The organism is Wandonia sp., from assembly GCF_984588085.1.
This window is the reverse complement of record NZ_CFIGVI010000012.1, coordinates 45,342-63,822: the sequence shown is the minus strand read 5'-3', so window position 1 is coordinate 63,822 and position 18,481 is coordinate 45,342. Positions and strand designations below refer to the sequence as shown.

At 39.6% G+C, this 18,481-nt stretch carries 17 protein-coding genes; 2 read left to right on the top strand and 15 right to left on the bottom strand.

The window, feature by feature from the left end:
• The 4 genes from AC4PL9_RS06995 to AC4PL9_RS06980 are packed head-to-tail and all read right to left on the bottom strand — an operon-like array spanning position 1 to position 3,831.
• The gene (locus AC4PL9_RS06995; RefSeq protein WP_491604034.1) at positions 1-1,032 is read right to left on the bottom strand and encodes a vWA domain-containing protein; all 1,032 of its coding nucleotides are present in this window, start codon (positions 1,030-1,032) and stop codon (positions 1-3) included.
• Positions 1,029-1,949 carry a hypothetical protein gene (locus AC4PL9_RS06990; protein WP_491604033.1) on the bottom strand — a complete coding sequence of 307 codons (921 nt, stop codon included), beginning with the start codon at positions 1,947-1,949 and terminating at the stop codon, positions 1,029-1,031. Before AC4PL9_RS06990 ends, AC4PL9_RS06995 begins: the two co-directional genes overlap by 4 nt.
• A complete protein-coding gene (locus tag AC4PL9_RS06985; protein WP_491604032.1) occupies positions 1,946-2,821 on the bottom strand; it encodes a DUF58 domain-containing protein in 876 nt (291 codons plus the stop codon). The genes AC4PL9_RS06990 and AC4PL9_RS06985 overlap by 4 nt, the downstream gene beginning before the upstream one ends.
• On the bottom strand, positions 2,821-3,831 hold the full coding sequence (locus AC4PL9_RS06980) for an AAA family ATPase (protein ID WP_343785769.1): 1,011 nt from the start codon (positions 3,829-3,831) through the stop codon (positions 2,821-2,823). The genes AC4PL9_RS06985 and AC4PL9_RS06980 overlap by 1 nt, the downstream gene beginning before the upstream one ends.
• Before the next feature lie 108 nt (positions 3,832-3,939).
• On the opposite strand from AC4PL9_RS06980, the gene AC4PL9_RS06975 reads away from it, so the two are divergent.
• Entirely contained in the window at positions 3,940-4,305 is a 366-nt protein-coding gene (locus AC4PL9_RS06975; RefSeq protein ID WP_343785768.1) for a hypothetical protein, read from the top strand.
• A gap of 53 nt (positions 4,306-4,358) precedes the next feature.
• On the opposite strand, the gene AC4PL9_RS06970 is transcribed toward AC4PL9_RS06975, so the two are convergent.
• From AC4PL9_RS06970 to AC4PL9_RS06950, 5 genes are all read right to left on the bottom strand, one after another.
• Entirely contained in the window at positions 4,359-5,522 is a 1,164-nt protein-coding gene (locus tag AC4PL9_RS06970; protein ID WP_491604031.1) for an SPOR domain-containing protein, read from the bottom strand.
• Positions 5,523-5,533: 11 nt separating this feature from the next.
• Entirely contained in the window at positions 5,534-6,382 is an 849-nt protein-coding gene (locus AC4PL9_RS06965; protein ID WP_491604030.1) for an MBL fold metallo-hydrolase, read from the bottom strand.
• A 121-nt stretch (positions 6,383-6,503) separates the two neighbouring features.
• A complete protein-coding gene (locus tag AC4PL9_RS06960) occupies positions 6,504-7,061 on the bottom strand; it encodes a glutathione peroxidase (protein WP_491604029.1) in 558 nt (185 codons plus the stop codon).
• 100 nt (positions 7,062-7,161) lie between these two features.
• Entirely contained in the window at positions 7,162-7,659 is a 498-nt protein-coding gene (locus AC4PL9_RS06955) for a DUF1573 domain-containing protein (RefSeq protein ID WP_491604028.1), read from the bottom strand.
• A gap of 5 nt (positions 7,660-7,664) precedes the next feature.
• On the bottom strand, positions 7,665-9,275 hold the full coding sequence (locus AC4PL9_RS06950) for a S41 family peptidase (protein WP_491604027.1): 1,611 nt from the start codon (positions 9,273-9,275) through the stop codon (positions 7,665-7,667).
• Between the two features lie 228 nt (positions 9,276-9,503).
• Between AC4PL9_RS06950 and AC4PL9_RS06945 the strand changes: the two genes are divergently transcribed.
• Complete coding sequence (locus tag AC4PL9_RS06945) at positions 9,504-10,403, top strand: C40 family peptidase (protein WP_491604026.1); 900 nt, start codon at positions 9,504-9,506, stop codon at positions 10,401-10,403.
• A 5-nt stretch (positions 10,404-10,408) separates the two neighbouring features.
• Here the strand turns inward: AC4PL9_RS06945 and AC4PL9_RS06940 are convergent, their stop codons facing one another.
• The 6 genes from AC4PL9_RS06940 to AC4PL9_RS06915 form a co-directional block, all read right to left on the bottom strand.
• Positions 10,409-10,945, bottom strand: a complete 537-nt coding sequence (locus AC4PL9_RS06940) for a hypothetical protein (RefSeq protein ID WP_491604025.1) — start codon at positions 10,943-10,945, stop codon at positions 10,409-10,411.
• Entirely contained in the window at positions 10,942-14,160 is a 3,219-nt protein-coding gene (locus AC4PL9_RS06935) for a SpoIIE family protein phosphatase (protein ID WP_491604024.1), read from the bottom strand. Before AC4PL9_RS06935 ends, AC4PL9_RS06940 begins: the two co-directional genes overlap by 4 nt.
• Positions 14,161-14,221: 61 nt before the next feature.
• A complete protein-coding gene (locus AC4PL9_RS06930) occupies positions 14,222-15,202 on the bottom strand; it encodes a YeiH family protein (RefSeq protein ID WP_491604023.1) in 981 nt (326 codons plus the stop codon).
• Between the two features lie 94 nt (positions 15,203-15,296).
• Positions 15,297-16,085 carry a UDP-2,3-diacylglucosamine diphosphatase gene (locus AC4PL9_RS06925; protein WP_491604022.1) on the bottom strand — a complete coding sequence of 263 codons (789 nt, stop codon included), beginning with the start codon at positions 16,083-16,085 and terminating at the stop codon, positions 15,297-15,299.
• Positions 16,085-17,209 carry a TlpA family protein disulfide reductase gene (locus AC4PL9_RS06920; RefSeq protein WP_491604021.1) on the bottom strand — a complete coding sequence of 375 codons (1,125 nt, stop codon included), beginning with the start codon at positions 17,207-17,209 and terminating at the stop codon, positions 16,085-16,087. The genes AC4PL9_RS06925 and AC4PL9_RS06920 overlap by 1 nt, the downstream gene beginning before the upstream one ends.
• A gap of 41 nt (positions 17,210-17,250) precedes the next feature.
• Complete coding sequence (locus AC4PL9_RS06915) at positions 17,251-18,474, bottom strand: TlpA family protein disulfide reductase (protein ID WP_491604020.1); 1,224 nt, start codon at positions 18,472-18,474, stop codon at positions 17,251-17,253.
• Positions 18,475-18,481: the final 7 nt, after the last annotated feature.

Sequence of the window (18,481 nt, the reverse complement as noted above, 5' to 3'; positions counted from 1 at the left end):
TTAAACGACGCGTTTTTCGATTGTTTGTGAAACAATAAAACCACCTGTCAGCAATACAAGGGCAAATACATAAAAAGGAATTGCTTTTACAGGAGGGTCAACCCGATATTCCAGTACGTTGACTTTTGTCTTTTCCATGGTGTCTATCGTCTGGTAAATTTCTCTCAGACTAGTTTCATCTGTTGCTCTGAAATATTCTCCTCCCGTCATTTGGGCGACACGTGTTAAAGCCTCTTCATCAATATCAACCTGCATTTGCTGGTAGCGAATACCGAAAGGTGTATTGACAGGCATGGGAGCCGTTCCCTTGGATCCAACACCAATGGTGTATACTCTGACTCCTTTTGTTTTTGCCAGTTCGGCAGCGGTAACAGGGTCTATATCCCCGGCATTAGAAACACCGTCTGACATAAGAATAACGACCTTACTTTTTAATTCATCACTGCGGAGCCGGGCTACGGCAAGACCAAGTCCCATTCCGATTGCTGTACGATTGGTGTTTAAGACCCCGGCTTCAACATTTTTAAGGCTTTCCAGAAGAATCCGATGGTCAGTTGTAGACGGACACTGGGTAAAAGCTTCTCCTTCGTATACCACCAGTCCTATTCTATCATTAGGGCGGTTTGCAATAAACTCTGCCGCTACATTTTTTGCTGCTTCAAGTCGATTGGGTTTAAAATCGCGGGCCAACATACTGACAGAAATGTCTAATGCCAAAACAATATCAATCCCTTCGGAGTATTTTTTTTGAAATTCTTCTTCTTCGCTAAGCCGGTAGGGTTGAGCAACCCCAAAGATAATTCCTGTTATTGCAAGAGCAAACAATAATGTAGAGAGAAAAGGAAGAAACCGCTGTGTAGAATCGGAAATAGTTTCCAGTTCGCGGGAAGGAGCAGAAAAAGTTAACGAACTTCTTTTATTATTTCGCCAAAATCGAAAGGCGATGAGCAGAGGAGTAAGTATGAGCAACCACAGAACTTCGGGATTAATGAAGTCGTAGGTCCAGAATCGTATGTCGAACCAATCTGTCATTCTTCTGTTGTTTCCTGTTTTTCTTCTGTTATCTCAATGAAACGGATTGCCTGATTATTAAGAATAATCACTTCTTCTTCCGGTAACGTCAGTTTCGCAAACTTTACAAAATCAGCCTGCTTTAATAATGCTGTCAGTATTTCAATATGTGAAGTGTTTATCAGATTCATCCGCATGGCTGCGTTTAATTCCATCGTTGTTTTCTCCATTGCGTCAATATGGTAACGACGTTGTACATACCAGCGCATTATATCAGATAATTCGATGAAGTGTAATTTCTGCTGACCGGATACCCAGTATTTTTTCGCCATAAGTTCTTGTAAACGACGTTCTGCTTCTTCTCTGAGGGGAAGTTCAATCACTTCTTCAGCTGTTTCCACAGTTTTACGTTTGCGCAGGTACCACCAGATTCCGATAATAATTAATACAGCAAGAAGAATACTACCAATAATCAACCATGTTTTTGAGCTGAGTAGTTCTTCGGGAAGTACGTATCTTCCTTCTTCAATATCCAATATGTCTCCCTGTGGGTCCGTATCGGGCAAAAGTACCTGAACGAGCTGTGGCGCAAAAGAAAAAGAAGCCGTGTCATAGAGTTTGACCGGGAGCAGAGTGATCATACCACTGTCCCAGATTGTAAAAGAAATCCGCAGGTTATTGCGCTTCAAAGAGTCTTGAACGGCCTTAATGATCTCAATAAGGATTGTATCTTTTTTATTATTCTTTAAGTCTGCTCTGATTCCCTGAATATGGAGGTTGTCCGGCCAGGTTATCTGATCTTCCATTGAAGATGCATCTAACACAAGTGTATTGAGTTCACCGATATAGAAGGTGTTTTTCTCAATTCTGGAATCCAGAAGCTGGGCACTGGCAGACATGCCTGAAACAAGCATCAATATGGCTAAAAAATGTCTCATCGGCTGACACGCTTTTTAAACAATTGCATCAAAGGTTTAACATGTGATTCTTGTGTGGATATACGGGTAAAATCAATCCCTGACTTTCTAAGTCCGTTTTCTATGTTTTGCTGACGTTCTTCAAAAATAGTGGCTAAACGCGCCCGTTGCGATTTTCGGGAGGTATTTAACCAGTGTTTTTTACCGGTTTCAGCATCTTTTACACGAACTAACCCCATGTTGGGGATCTGTTGTTCGAAATGATCAAATATATTGATTGCTACGATATCATGTTTTTTACGCGCAATACGAAGCGAGCTGACAAAATCTTGCTTATCGGTGAAGTCAGAGATTACAAAAGCTATGCTGCGTCGTTTGATCACGTTTCTGAAATAGGAGAGAACATGACTCAGGTCGGTTCCTTTCGATTCGGGTTGGAATTCAATGATTTCACGAAGGATTTTTAAAACGTGTTTTCGTCCTTTTACCGGAGGAACAAATTTCTCTACCTTATCGGTGAAGAAAATAGCACCGACTTTATCATTGTTAGAAATCGCGGAAAATGCTAGTACGGCTGCAATTTCCAGGATAAGGTCGCGTTTTGTTTTATCTCCGGAACCGAAGTCAACAGATCCTGAAAGATCAATCAGCAACATGACGGTTAGCTCACGTTCTTCTTCGAATACCTTTACGTAAGGATCGTTAAAACGAGCTGTTACGTTCCAGTCTATATTGCGGACATCATCGCCCACCTTATAGTTGCGAACTTCAGAAAAGGCCATTCCTCTTCCTTTGAATGCCGAATGGTATTCTCCGGAAAATACCTGATTGGTCAGACCTTTCGTCTTGATCTCAATCCGGTGAATTTTTTTTAACAGCTCTTTGGTTTCCATTACGGTACCTCCACGCGATTTAGAATAGTCTGTACGATGTCGTTTTGATTCACATTTTCAGCCTCAGCTTCGTACGTAAGTCCGATTCGGTGCCGCATAACATCAGGAGCAATAGCCCGAATGTCCTCAGGAATTACATAGGCCCGACCTTGTGTAAATGCGTATGCTTTCGCAGCCAGTGCGAGATTTATGCTGGCACGGGGAGAGCATCCGAAACTGATCAGAGGCTCTAATTGCGAAAGATTATATTCTCCCGGTGTACGTGTAGCGTAAACAATATCAACGATGTATTGCTCGATTTTTTCATCCAAATATACTTCACGTACCACTTCTCTTGCACGAATAATATCTGCGGGAGTGATTACTTTAGATATTTTAGTAAGTCCTTCTTTTCTTACATTAGACCGGATGATTAGTTTTTCCTCGTCCTTTTTCGGGTAATCAAGGTAAACTTTTAACATAAAACGATCCACCTGAGCTTCAGGTAACGGGTATGTACCTTCCTGTTCAACCGGGTTTTGGGTGGCTAATACAAGAAAAGGCTCGGGAAGTTTGAAAGTCTGATCTCCAATGGTTATCTGGCGTTCCTGCATTGCTTCCAGTAATGCGGACTGAACTTTAGCCGGGGCACGGTTGATCTCATCTGCAAGTACAAAATTCGCAAAAACAGGTCCTTTTTTTACTGTAAACTCCTGTGTTTTTTGATTAAACATCATGGTTCCGATAACATCGGCAGGAAGTAAATCCGGTGTAAACTGGACGCGACTGAAATGCCCGTCGATTGCATCACTCATCGTTTTAATGGCCAACGTTTTTGCCAATCCCGGTACACCTTCCAATAAAATGTGTCCGTTAGCTAGTAACGCTACAATCAGACGGTTTACCATATAAGATTGACCAACAATGACCTTTGTCATCTCCTGACTCAGAAGCCCGATAAGTGCACTCTCTTTTTGAATTTTGTCTGTAAGCGCACGTAAATCCTCACTGGATTGCACAGAATTTTCCAATTTTATATGAGTTTTTTAGTTTCTACAAAATTGCTAATAATCAATTGGCTTACGGCAGTTCTCTTGTTAATTTTTGTTAACTTGCTGACAGCTAAAACCTGATATACTATGGAAAAAAGAGAATGTCTGGAATGTAGTTCCCCCGTTACAGGAAGAAAGGATAAAAAATTCTGTTGTGATTATTGTCGCAATGCTTATCATAACAGGCTGAATGAGTCCAGTAATGCGTATGTAAGGAGGGTGAATAATATTCTTCGGAAGAACCGTCGGATATTGCATGCATTTAATCCTGAAGGAAAGGCTAAAGTACGTACCCTTCAACTGGCAGAAGAAGGGTTCAATTTTCATTTTTTCACCAATACATATACAACGAAAGGTGGAAATAAATATTATTTCTGTTATGATCAGGGGTACATTAAACTGGATGATGACTGGTATACTATTGTTAAGAAACAGGATTATGTGAAAGTATAAAAGTAACCCCGGAAAACAATAGTCTACCGGGGTTTTTATTATTCTGTTAATTACTAACGTTTGAGTATCCAGCCTCCACCTGTTTCGTTGGTCGCTTTATCCAGGTTATTCATGGCTTCCTTCTGAGAAGGGTAGGAGCCAAATGAAACCATGTGATACGCATTAACAGGACCGATAACGCTTGCACTGAACCCTTTCGACTGAAGACTGGCAGCAAGGTTTTGAGCATTGGAGGGGTTGGTAAAACTTCCTACAATGATATGGTAGTTTCCGTTTGAAACGGGAGGAGTCTGAGGGTCAGGAATTAATTCCTCCTGTTGCTCTGCCTGATTATCGGTAGTAGATTCAGCAAGTCCTTCCGTAATTTGATCCGTGATTTCGTCCTCATTGAGTTCTGTTTCAGACGGATTGTTTTCTTCTTCAGAATTAATTCCTTCATTAGAAGTGTTATCTTCTTTATTCTCATTTTCGGATGCATCCGGTGTAATCGTATTTGTTGTGTCTTCCCAACCAACAAGTTCTTTTGCTTTATCCGGAAATACGCCTATAAATATTCCAGCACCGCCCAGAATAACGAAAAATAGAATAAGGGGTAGTACCCACACTTTTCGTTTCTTTTTCTCCTCTTTATCGACTTTTTTCTCAGCCGGTTTTTTCGTTGTTTCCTTTTTGTTTTTATCCGAAGGGGTATCGTCTTTAGGTGTGAATTTGTTTTGAGGCTGCTTTTTCTCTTCTTTCGGAAGTGTTCGTTCTACTGGCTTTTCATATACTTCAGCAGATTTCTCCTCCTTTTCTTCCTGTAATAACTCTTTTTTTAAAGAAGTTTCATCTGTTGTTGAATCCTGCGTTACCGGCTCTTCTTTTTGAGGAGCCCGATACGTTGAGGAGCCCTCTTCACTAAATGCATTCCAGTTTTCGAAATCATACGAGCCGTCTTCCTGTTTAATAAACCGGCCGAACTGAAAAATGTCATACGTTTCTCCTTTGTTGAGAAGTAATTCAAGATCTCTGACATATTTAGCAATAGTGTTGGCAGCATCCTGTTTCTCGATTCCTTCCTGTTCTGCTATAAAAGCTTCCAGTTTTCCGTCGTTGAACCGAACATATTCATTAAACATGATTTCCCCGGTTTCTTCATCCGTGATAGTTAATGCTCCAAAATCGGGTAAAATGACAGATTTGTTCTTTGCCAGTAGTTCCTGAATGTACTTATCCATAGTAGTATAACTTAAATTTCATCAAAACGGAAGGTGCGGTCAAGGCGAATTCCTTTTTCAGTATGTTTTAATGTACAACACTCGTTTACTCCGTCGTGTTCTAAAAACAGAATGTATTCTTCATCACATGCTTTTTTCAGGAATTTTTCTTTTTCACTAAGCGTAAGTAATGGGCGTGTATCGTAGCCCATAACGTACGGAAGAGGTATGTGTCCTGTACTGGGAAGAAGATCGGCCATAAAGACAATTGTTTTTCCCTTGTATTGAATGTGAGGAATCATTTGACTTTCGGTATGCCCATCAACAAAAAGTGCATCAAAACCAGTGAAAATATTTCTTGTATAATCTCCTGTTCGCTCGATAAACTTCAATTGCCCGCTTTCTTCAATCGGCAGAATATTCTCCTTCAGGAAAGAAGCCTTTTCACGGGCATTGGGTTCCGTGGCCCATTTCCAATGCTTTTCGTTACTCCAAAATGTTGCATTTTTAAAGACCGGTCGATACTGATTCTCTCCTGTTTGTTCGATAGCTCCTCCGCAATGATCAAAATGGAGGTGAGTCAGGAATACATCTGTTATGTCGTCAGCCGAAAATCCGAGTTTTTTTAAATTGCCGTGAAGCGAATCATTGCCATGTAAGTAATAGTGGGAAAAGAATTTTTCACTTTGCTTATCACCGATCCCTGTATCAATAAGGATTAATTTATTGTCTTGTTCAATAAGCATACTGCGCATGGCCCAGTTACACATATTATTTTCATCGGCCGGATTGGTACGTTGCCAAATAGATTTCGGAACGACTCCAAACATAGCTCCGCCGTCTAACTTGAACATACCGGTATTGAGAGGGTGTATTGTCATTTGTTTGTATTATTTTCTTTGTCTAAAATAACAAACATTTGGAGAATTCGGGAAAGGAAAGGGACAAAAACAAAAAATCCCGGAATTTTCCGGGATATATAGTGTTCTGGTAACAATAGGATTATTTTTTCGTAATCCAGTTTACGATCTCTTCATCAAATGGTTTGGTTCCCGAATAAAACACTTTTTCCAGTTCTCCTTTTTCATTAATCAGGTATTTTTGAAAATTCCATTTTACCTTGGTGTCCATTACGCCATTTTTGGCAGATTCTGTGAGGAATTGATAAATGGGGTGTATGTCGCCTCCTTTAACACTGATTTTTTCCATCATCGGGAAGGTGACACCATAATTCTTTTTACAAAATTCAGCGATCTCTTCATTACTTCCCGGTTCTTGTTTCATAAAATTGTTAGCAGGAAAACCCAGTATGACAAAATTGTCATCTTTGAATTGTGTGTATAGTTTTTCCAGATCTTCATATTGAGGTGTATACCCACATTTTGAAGCGGTGTTAACAATCATGATTCTTTTTCCTTTAAACTGGTCCAAACAGATTTTTTCTCCTTCTATGGTATTGGCACAAAGGTTATAAATGCTTTTGGGTTGTTGTCCTTTTAGCGTAAAAGAGAGGAGGGTACCTAAGATGGCTAGAACTCCTGTAAACATTAATTTTTTCATAATTAATTTATTTTATGTAAAACATCCGGTCAGGCTGATTTGTTCAAAAAACGGGAAACACTATAAAAAGCGTTTCCCGTTTTAATATATTATAATGTTTTTATTTCATGAGGGGTTCCATTACTTCAGCTGAGACACGAAGCGTTGTGATAACAGGGTCTGTATTCGCTTTTATAGTAACTGTTTTGGACTGATTTCCTAATTGACTGGGTTTCGGACTGAAAATAACTTCAATTTCACCGACTTCCCCAGGAGCAATCGGTGCTTCCGGTTTTTTTGGTACAGTACAACCGCAAGTAGCAGAGGCATCCGTTATAATCAAAGGAGCTGTTCCCGTATTCGTTACTTTAAAAACATGTTTGTTATCCGTACCGGCAAATACTTTTCCAAAATGATGTTCATAAGTATCAAAAGCCAGTGTTGTGTATTGCTTTTCGTTCGGGTTTTGCTCCGGTTCTTTGTAATCCTCTTCAGACCATCCGTCAGCAGCCATTTTGCTTCTAACCTCTTCCGATTTTACGGTTCCTTCATTTCCTTTTTCTTCAGAACATGCAGTAAATAATACAACTGCGATTAAGGGAATCCATACTTTTTTCATAGAACTTAATTTTTCGCTAATTTAGATTTTTCGTATTCTTTATTTCCTAAAACTTCAACGGCACGAAGTAAAATTTCGTTGGTTGCGTTGTAAATTTCGTAAAAACGGTCATAATCCCATAAGTTTTGAGCTATAAATGCAAGCACACGCGTTTTGATAAGAAATTCACTTTCTGCATATTCTTCATTATCCAATGTTAACTCAGGATCTTCTTTTGCGAGGTAAGCCCGGAATGCTTTTTCTACTTCAGGATAAAATGTATCCAAAGAAGCTTTATAGGATTCGAAAGACGGGAACCGTTTCTTTAATTGTTCACGGTTATCATTTACATAATCAATAGAAAAACCATTCATATGTCCTTTTCGGGCAAGGGTACGTAAAACGTCTGTTACACCAATTGTGTCCAGTGGTACAAAGATATCAGGCATTATGCCACCACCTCCGTAGACTTCACGTCCACTGATCTTGGTTCGGTGTAAGAGAGAGTCAGGAAGACGTATACTGTCTTTGTGCATATACTCCCCTCTCAGATAACGGTTAACGGCATCTTTTTCATAGGATTCGGAATCTTCGTATGGTTTTTGAATAAAACGCCCGGAAGGTGTGTAATAACGAGCGATAGTCAGACGAATTTGTGCTCCGTCAGAGAGATCAATAGGACGTTGTACCAAACCTTTTCCAAAAGAACGGCGACCGACGATCAATCCTCTGTCCCAATCCTGAACTGCGCCGGATAAAATTTCACTGGCAGAAGCAGACCCTTCATCTATAAGTAGTACCAAACGACCTTTTTCAAAGATTCCTTTCTGGTCGGCAAGGTATTCCTGACGAGGCTGTCTTCGTCCTTCCGAATATACAATAAGCTGATCATCACTGAGAAATTCATCCGCTACAACTTTGGATGCATACAAAAGACCTCCCCCGTTACCTTGCAGATCAAAAATAAGGTCTTGCATTCCTTTGGATTTCAATTCTTTGATGGCTTCACGTACTTCGTCTACCGTTGTTCTTGAAAAGCTGGTCAGTTTGAGGTATCCGATTCGATTGTCGATCATATAATGGCTGGCAACCGAATGTAAAGGAATTTTATCCCGTTTGATTGTATATTCCAGAGGATCGGTTTCATTTTTACGCTTGATTGTAACGTTTACTTTACTCCCCAATTCCCCCATTAATTGTTCGCGCACATCAGCGTTCTTTATTCCTATTCCGGCAACATTTTCACCGTCTACAGCAATGATTTGATCGCCTGCGCGAATCCCTAATTTTTCGGAAGGACCGCCGGGGATCGGGTTGACGATCATTAAAGTATCCTTAATGATTTGAAAACGGACTCCGATTCCTACAAAACTACCGTTAATCTGCTGGTTAGCATCGTCTACGTCTTCTTTAGGAATGTAGACTGAGTGTGGGTCTAATTTTTCCAACATAGCAACTATTGCTTCATTAGCAAGCTCTTCTGCATTTACTTCATCTACATACAGGTAATCAATAAAGCTCAAGGCTTCAGAAACTCTGTTTTCCGGTCGTATTACTGTTTGCTCTTGAGCCTGAATCGTTATCCCGGTTAGTAAAAAGATAAAGAAAGCAGGTAAATATAATCGGAATGGTATCATATTTTTCATTTGTTTTGTGCCGTAGCCTAAAATTACAAAAATATCAGGAACGGGGTAATTTATTAACGAATCATTATCAAAATCCGAGCCATTTTTGAAAGAAAAACAGAAAAGAAATAATACAGCTTAGATACGTAAGTTAACAACGGATTGTGTATTAGATGTCCAATAGAGCAGGAGGGGCGAACATAATAATTACGATTTTTGTTCGTAATGAAAATTGGTAGAATGCGCAGTTTTGTTTTTCTTTTTATACTGTTCCCTTTTCTGGCAGTAGCACAGATAAAGGAATTTGACCAGGTGGAGATGTTGTATGATCAGGGGCACTACAAAAAAGTACTGCGCAGATCAAACAGGTTGTTGGATAATCCTGAGTATGATTTTTCAATGATTCCGACGTACTATAAAAGTTTGGCATTGTTTCAACTCTACCGCGATGACAACTGGAGAAAACGAAATGAGACTGCTTTTGACGAGGCGATTGTTTTGTTGCAGGAGGTAAAAAAGGAAGATGCAGGAGGAAAAATTTTCCACGCACATTATTATGAATTACAGGCATTAAAACAAGACTTACAATCATTTGCCCTGCTTTGTAAACAAACAGGAAATGAGGTGCTTTTCGCAAAAATTAATGCTGCGCTTACTACTTCTTTTTCAGGAATTGAAGGTCTGGACGAGTTGGAGTCAATAGTAGATACAGTAGAACCTTCACCTGAGATGAGTGATAAAGGAGAAGATCAATCTGGAACAGAACGGGCTAAATTAGTTGCCTTTGCTCAAAGTTATGTAGGCGTGCCGTACAAACCGGGAGGAATGGATCCAAAAGGGTTTGATTGCAGTGGGTTTACGTCCTATGTTTTTGAGAAGTATAACCGACAGCTTCCTCGAATAGCAAGAGATCAACAGCGTTCTTCACGAAAAAAAGATATGGGAATTGCCCAACCCGGAGATTTAATCTTCTTTAGTAGTGGATCGGGAGTAAATCATGTTGGAATTGTAGTTGAAAATCAGGATAAGTCAATCAAAATGGTTCATGCCAGTACCAGTCAGGGAATTATAATAACAGACGTACAGTCATCAACCTACTGGAGTCGGAGAGTACATAGTGTCGGCTCCTACCTGGATTAATTACTTTAGTTGAAATCAGGTGATTTTTTGTCAATAATCATCCGAAGTGAACTGAGAAAGCTCAATCCAATCAACAGAAGGATACTATTGAAAAGTGAGTTGTTTGGATAAAAAGCAAATAGGACTGATAATACAATTGCAACCAAGGTGAGAATAAAGGTCAGTTTTCCAAACAGATGTGATGGTGATTTTGCCAAAACCCCGGAATGATTGATAAGCAGAGTTCCAAGGCTTATCAGAAATGAGAAGATCAAATAATCGGAAGCTTCCAAGATAATGAACCGGATAGGGAAAAGACTAACGGGAATTAAGGGAAGAAGACTGAAAGCTGCGAATAGAAAACGAATCCTGTTTCTGTTGTCTTTATGATAATCAATTAATTGGTTCAGCACAACAATAAATACAGCGGCAATTATAAGTAACCACCGGATATTCTCCGGGAAACTTAATTGGGATGGATCTAAACGCAATGCCATTACTATTGCCAGAATTGGCAGGAGTAGTATTAATACGAGTGACAGGTAATATATTTTCTTTCTCATACGCGTATGGCAAATATGCAAACATCATCAATTTGTTCCATATTCCCTTTCCAGGATTCAAATTTTTCTTTCAGAATAACAACTTGTTGATCCATGGGGCGATGATGTATTTGCGTTAAAAGTTCTTTAAAGGGCCTTGATTTGAATTTTTTTCCTCCATTTTTGGCATCTGGTCCTCCAAATTGGTCAATAAAACCATCAGTATACAGATAGATAACGTCCTTTTCTTGAAGAGTTATACTCTGTAAGCTAAAGGGGGAGGAAAACTCATATTGCCCAACGGGTTGTTTATCTGCTTTCAGTTCTATGATTTCTCCATTGCGGATAATGACACACGAGTTATTCGCTCCGGCAAATAATAGTTCTTTTGTTGAACGATCCCATGAACATAAGGCAATATCCATACCATCTTTTACTTCCGATTGGTGTTGTCCCTTAAATGATTCAATTACAATTTCCCTGAGTTTGTCCAGTATTTCATTGGGTTTTCGCAATGAAAATTCGTTTATGGCCCGGATGATTCCATTGTGTCCCACAATACTTACGAATGCTCCCGGAACACCATGCCCCGTACAATCTGCTGCTGCAAATAACAACAGGTCGTCCAGTTGTTCTGCCCAGTAGAAATCGCCGGATACAATATCTTTCGGTTGATAAAAAACGAAATGCTCGGTATGTAAGTTATCCAATTCTTCTTTATCGGGAAGTATTGTGTTCTGAAGACGTTTTGCATAACGAATGCTGTCTACAAGATCCCGGTTGATCGTCTCGATTTTGTTCTTTTGTTTTTCAATCTCCCGCGTCCGTTCTGAAACGGTATCTTCAAGACGTTGATTTTGTTGTTTTACACGAAATAAAGAAATACGAATTAACAGATAGATAATGGAAGCTATCCCTATCAGGTATAGAAGGTAAGCCCACCAGGTTCTGTACCAGGGAGGGAGAATAGAAAAAGTGTATGCCGTTACGTCACTTTTTCTTCCATATTGATCACGCGCCTGTACGAAAAACTGATAACGACCCTCACGAAGTTTATTATACACAACAAAGTCATATGAATTCCAGTCTGACCAGCTTTCTTCCAGCCCTTTCAGTTTGGTTCTGTATTGGAGTTTATCAGTTCCGGTGAACAGATAAGAAGTAAATTCAATTTTTAACGAGTTTTGGTGATAGGAAAGGGGAGCCGGAGATTCTAATTCAACCGATTGTTTATGGAGGGTATCTAAAGAGTAAACACGTCTGATAAAAACAGGAAACTCAGTAGCGCTATTATTTATTGCATTTTCGTTAAGAACATACACACCCCGTTCTCCTCCGAACCAGGTTTTACCTGACTGATCGGAAAAGATGGCGTGAACAACATCTTCTTCTATTTCAGTAACCGGAGGGTGATGCCAAAACCATCTGTTTTTTGAGTCTTTTTCAAGATAACCGATTTCTCTATACTCGGACTCCATGTCCTCGTTATAGAAAAGAACCATCCACAGTCGTTGATTATTATCGTTGTATAATCTGTGAACATAGAGGTTCTCTTGTACGAGTGATTTATTTTCAATTCGGGAAAAAGGTATAAACTGATCTTTTTCTATCCTGAAAAGCCCATTGTTTGTGCCGGAAAATAGCTGGTTTTGAAAAAGACAGACGTAATACACATCATTTCCAATTTGTCTAGGTTGTTCTGTTATAAATCGGACACTACTGTCTTGAAAATTATAAATCCCAACTCCCCTGTTTTTTACAGAAAAATACAGGTTTCCGTTGTCTTCGGCAATACTTCTGACTTCTCCGTTTACTCCTGTCAGAAGAGGAGTATAGGTCCACTTATTAGCTAGCTTCTCTAATTTTCCAATTCCTCCCGGAGTATCCAATCCACAGTAAAATACATTTTTGTTTTTCTTAGATTGAACAATCGTCCATGTATAAGTACCTTCCTGTACAATTTGCTTTTTTAAGTCTTTTGTTAACTCATAAATACCGTTATAACCTACAATAAGGCAAGTCTTTCCGAATTCTGTATCGAACACCTTAATGCCAAAAGTGGGTTCCCGAATCAGGTGTGAGTTGGTGAAAAGGGATAATCCTCCACGGTTTTCGTACATAAACAAATCTGTTCGTGTTGCCAGAAGGTAGGTGCCCATAAAATGAGTTATAGCTTCTGTAGCGGCAGTTATTCCCTGTTTTTTATAGAAAGAAGTGACCGGCGATGAGGTCTCGATGAGAGAAATTCCATTATCTAATAAACACCACAGGTTGTTGTGATTGTCAAAGAATAGTTCGAAAACTGATACATTTTGCATACCTTCCTCCGGACCAAATTGTCGAACAATATTTCCAGTCTTGTTATAAACAACAACACCTTCATTATCTGTTGCGATATAGATCAGGTTTCCTTTACTTTCTACTTTATTGATTTTGAATGTATGAAGGGCATCAAAAATAACCTCATTCGGTACCCATTGAAATTCAGCCTTACCTGTTTGTAACGCAGTAACATGTTTTCCCCTTTCATCGAAGAGAACTAAAGTGTCGTTATACTGGATTGCACCTCTGATGTTTTTAAGTTTTGTCGTTTCCGGAGCGGGGATTTCTGTAAACTGATAGGAATGATCAGGGAGGTATAATAACTTTACATTGTCTTGTATCGTTTCTGTATTTTTAAGAAGAATAAGAATCCCTTTTCCAAAAGGATGAGAAGTCTTGATTTTGTCTTTTTGGATTTCCAAAAGTAATTCAAATGAATCGTCAGTTTTCTTTAGGAGTATCCCTTGTTCACCAAAGAAAAGCAGATCGCCTGATTGACGTTCTAATATATTCCATATAGCCCCTATGGTGTGCTGTTTTAATAATTCATTAGCTAAAGGTAAGATCTCGGGTTTTCCTGTCAGGTCTTTATGTAGTACTCCAATTTCATTTTCAGCTCCTACATATACGGTGCCGTTAGAAGCTCTGAATAGGCGCGTAACCGGTGTCTGTTCGGGAGTTTGAATTCTTGACCACCTGTTCCCGTCAAAAGTAATAACACCTTTATTGTTCGCAAAGTACAACAGCCCGTTTTTATCCTGTGTCCCATGCCAGATCTGGGGCGCAGCTTTGTAATCGTTGACAGAAAAGTTTACTGCTTCAGGAAATGCACCGAAAGTGATCTCATTTTGTGTCTGTCCCGCAAAGGGGAATAAAAAGAGAAACACGATAAGTAATGAAATAAACCTGTCCACTTGTACTTGATTCAGTTAATCAAATGTACAAAAAAGGCTCGTTTTTTGAAAGAGCGGAGCGTTAATTGATTATTAGTAGTAAAACTGATATTACAAGTAGCTGAACTGCAAAAATGATAAATCCAAATCCAATAGCTTTGCGTCCGCTTTTGTATAAATTTGCAAAACTGATTTTCATTCCGATTGCAGTCATCGCCATTGTTAATGTGAGGGTAGCCAAAAAGCCAATTACTTCTTTTATCTCTGCAGGCATGGGAATGTAAGAGCTGAAGAGTGTAACAGCTATAAAAGCCCACAAATAAATAGGTAGTTTAAAGTAATCCCGAAAATTCTTTATCTGTTTTCTATTGATCAGTAACGTGAAGAAAATAACCGCGGGGGCAAGTAATGCAACACGGATCATTTTTACGGTCAGAGAAATAGCACCTGTTTCTTCTCCCATTGCATACCCGGCTCCTGTCACATTCCCGACGCTATGGAGTGATCCTCCTATGACTATTCCGTCCTCCAGATTTGAAAGGTCAAAGTAGGGGAGGATAAGAGGTAGGACGACCATCCCGATACCTCCGATTAGGTTGATAACAGCCATTGATACACCTATATCTTCTTTATTTTTTGTAATCCCGGGAGCCACGGCAGCGATAGCTGATGAGCCACAAATAGCTGTTCCGAAACCAACTAAAAGCCCGCTTTCCCCCGGACATTTTACTAATTTACTGGTAAGTCTCGTTAGAAGTAGCACAAGGACTATTGTAGCAATAATGATGGTCAGTGTTGTCCATCCCATTTTACCGATTTCTGATAAATTAATATCGAATGCGAGCAGTACTATTGCTATTTCCAGAACGCGGGAACTACTGTAATTAATGCCGGGTTGCAGGCTTTGAGGAAGTTTGATGAGGTTCCCGGCAATTAACCCGAAAAGCAGACCGAGTAATACAGAATTCATACCGGGAATAAGTGGCGCAAGAAGATAGGCTGCAATTGCAAGTAATACGATAAACCCTAAGCCTTTTGAATATACTGAGAAGTTGAATTTCATTTCGGTATGTATAATATCAGAATATGCAATCTGTCCCAGACAAAAGTAGGTTTTCCGACGAAAAAACAAGGTGACAAAAGTCACATAACTAAACTTAATTTTTTCGGTTAACCGGGATGTAGCTTGTGTTTGAAGGGTACTGCTTTAGGTGAAAATTAGTTCCGTCAAACTCTCCGTATGTAAAATAACTAATCCAATCACCCAGGTTGATATAGGTAGAAGATTGTTCCAAATCAATAATCAACGGGAGATGTCTGTGGCCGAAGATAAAATAATCAAAATGTTCTTGTTGTAGAATTTCCTTGCAATATATGGCTAACCATTCTTTGTCCTCTCCCAAAAAAACAGCATCCAGATTTCCTGTCGATTTACGGCTTTTAGCAGACCAGTAATTTGCAATTCCTATTCCCAGATTAGGATGGATTCTTGCAAATAACCATTGGCAAAGTTTTGACGCAAATACTTTTTTCAGGAATTTGTATCCGTGATCTCCGGGACCTAAACCATCACCATGACCAATAAATAATTTCTTTCCTTCAAATTCGATTTGTATCGGTTCGCGATGCAATTGCACTCCGAGCTCCTTGGGTAAATAATCAAAGATCCACATATCATGATTTCCGGTGAAGAGATGCACAGGAATACCCTTGTCTGTAAGTTCAGCTATTTTTCCCTGTATCCGGGCAAATCCTCTTGGAATAGCATGTCTGTATTCAAACCAAAAGTCAAACAGATCGCCTACAAGGTAAATGGCTTCGGCATCTTCAGCAACTTGATCAAGCCAGTTAACGAGTAATTTTTCCCGCTCAAGACTTTTCTCATAAGAGGGAACCCCAAGGTGAACGTCAGAAGCGAAATACAACTTTTTTTTCACAGTACTCATTAAAAACCAAAAATCGAAGCAAGTGTCATTTCGAGTTGTTGTCCTCGCAGGTTTTTCTGGATTACTTTCCCGTCTTTATCAATCAGGACAGTAAAAGGAATACTGGAAACCTTATAGAGTTTTGCCAGATCACTTCCCCATCCTTTCAGGTCGGAAACGTGATGAGGCCATGTCAGGTTATCAGATTCTATTGCACGAACCCATGGCTCTCTGGATTTATCCAGTGAAACACTGTAGATGGTAAATCCGGCATCTTTGTATTTTTCGTAAAGCTTTACTACATTAGGATTTTCCCGTCTACAGGGACCACACCAGGAAGCCCAAAAGTCAATAAGTACGATCTTTCCTTTCAGGTCAGAAAGCTTACTGTCTTTCCCATTAATATCCTTCGTAACGATGTCCGGAACCTCCTGTCCGGGGCCTAAAAACTGCGAAGCATTATAACGTTGTTGCTGCTGTTCCAGCATGTTTTTTAATGATGCGGCAGTAGGACTACCTTCCATAGAAACAATGACTCCTTCCGTTAACGACTTGTACAAATCAAATTCATTCATCGGATCAACGGATTGCAGGGGAGCAATCAGTGCTGGAGAGTTTGCGTTTTGTCGAATGAAACTAGTCCGGTAGTTTTGGAAGGACTGTAATTTGGGGCGGAAAAATGCATCGAGTTCTCTTACTTTTTCAGGATCTACGTTAGCTACTTGCTGAACAGAGTCCCGAAGCGCATTAAAGCTGTTGACTTCTCTGAAAAATAACATCATTTGTGTACTGGCTTCGTTTCCGATGATGTTAGTATAGTACAAAAGATTTTTTCCGTCTCCATATACCTGAATAGTATCCGGAGAATTGATTGCCAGATTAATGGTTTGCTCGCCTACACGGAGTACATAAAAGTCTTTATTGGGAACCGTATAGTTGATGGAAAAATTTCCTTTTTCATCAAGGGAAGCAGAGGTAAAGTCCTTATAGGAGTTGTTCCCCTGAAAAACGGATAAACTGATTTCTTTTACGTCTGTATTGAAAATCTGCCCTGAAATTACGACAGGTAACTCCTGTTGGGCAATATAAATACCTGAATAGATGAATAGTGATAAAGTCGTGAACAAATGGGGTAATTTCATCATTTCGTTTTTGGTTTTCAATTTACAAAAAATAATCCTATCGGTTATTTACCGAGTAATTCGATCAATTTTTGTTCCAATTCTGCTCCTCTCAGATTTTTTGCTAGTATGACTCCATTTTTATCCAGTAATACTGTGTGAGGAATTCCGTTGAATTTGTACAATTGAACTACTAATGAATTCCAACGCATCAGATCTGAAACATGGTTAGGCCATACTAATCCGTCTTTCTGGATTGCTTCTTTCCAGTTAGAGGCATTGTCATCCAGTGAAACACTGTAAACAGTAAAGCCTTTATCTTTATACTGATGGTATAAACGTACCACATTAGGATTTTCTCGTCTACAGGGACCGCACCAGGATGCCCAGAAGTCAATCAGCACGTAATTTCCCCGAAGTGAAGACAGTCTGAGTTCTTCACCATTTGGTGTGTCAAGAAGTATATCAGGAGCCGTATCACCGATGTCTACCGGTTTGTTAAGGTCTCCGTAGAAAGCAAGTCTTTCCTGATATTTTTCATATTGTACCAGAGAACCTTCCCAGGAAGTAATCTGCTGTTGAAGTGAAGTTGTAAAGCTGGCATCCGGATACTCTTTTTTGTAGGATGAGTACACTTTTTTCAGCACTTCCATGTTACTTTTTTCCCAGAACTGAAATCCGTTATTCGGAAAGAGTTGTGCGGTTAGCACCTGATTAAGAGGGGAGGAAGGGTTTTCATCAATATATTCGATTGCGAATACTTCTAATGAACGTTTTTCCTTCATTAGTTGACGCATTAAGTCATTGATACTGGAAGTGTCTGAAGGATCTTGTTGCTGAATTCGTTGAATTAGCGGCTCCTGTTCTTTCAGGAATGTACTGAGCAATTCCATGTATTCATTCATAACAGAAGCGTAAGGGACATTAGAAACTGAGTAATTTGCACTCATATTCGGGTAACCGGTTTCTATATACACGGAGTCATTCCCACCTAGCGGAATTGGAGTACCGTTTGTGTTATCAACTACCAGCTGACAATAGAGAAGTTCTTTTGGAGCTGTTAGGTGAAATGTACCTTCTCTGTTAATTTCATAAGCAGACAAAGGATTCCATCTCTGTCCGTCAAAAGCCATTAACTTTATTGTTTTCCCTTCAGCTCCCGGAATTTTTCCGGCCACTATCTGACGTTCATTGTCGGATTGAACTACGTCATCTTCTTTCTTTTCTCCTGAGCAGGAAAATAAAAGCAAGACTGAAACGGATAGGGAGACAAAAAGTTGTTTATTCATGACAGTA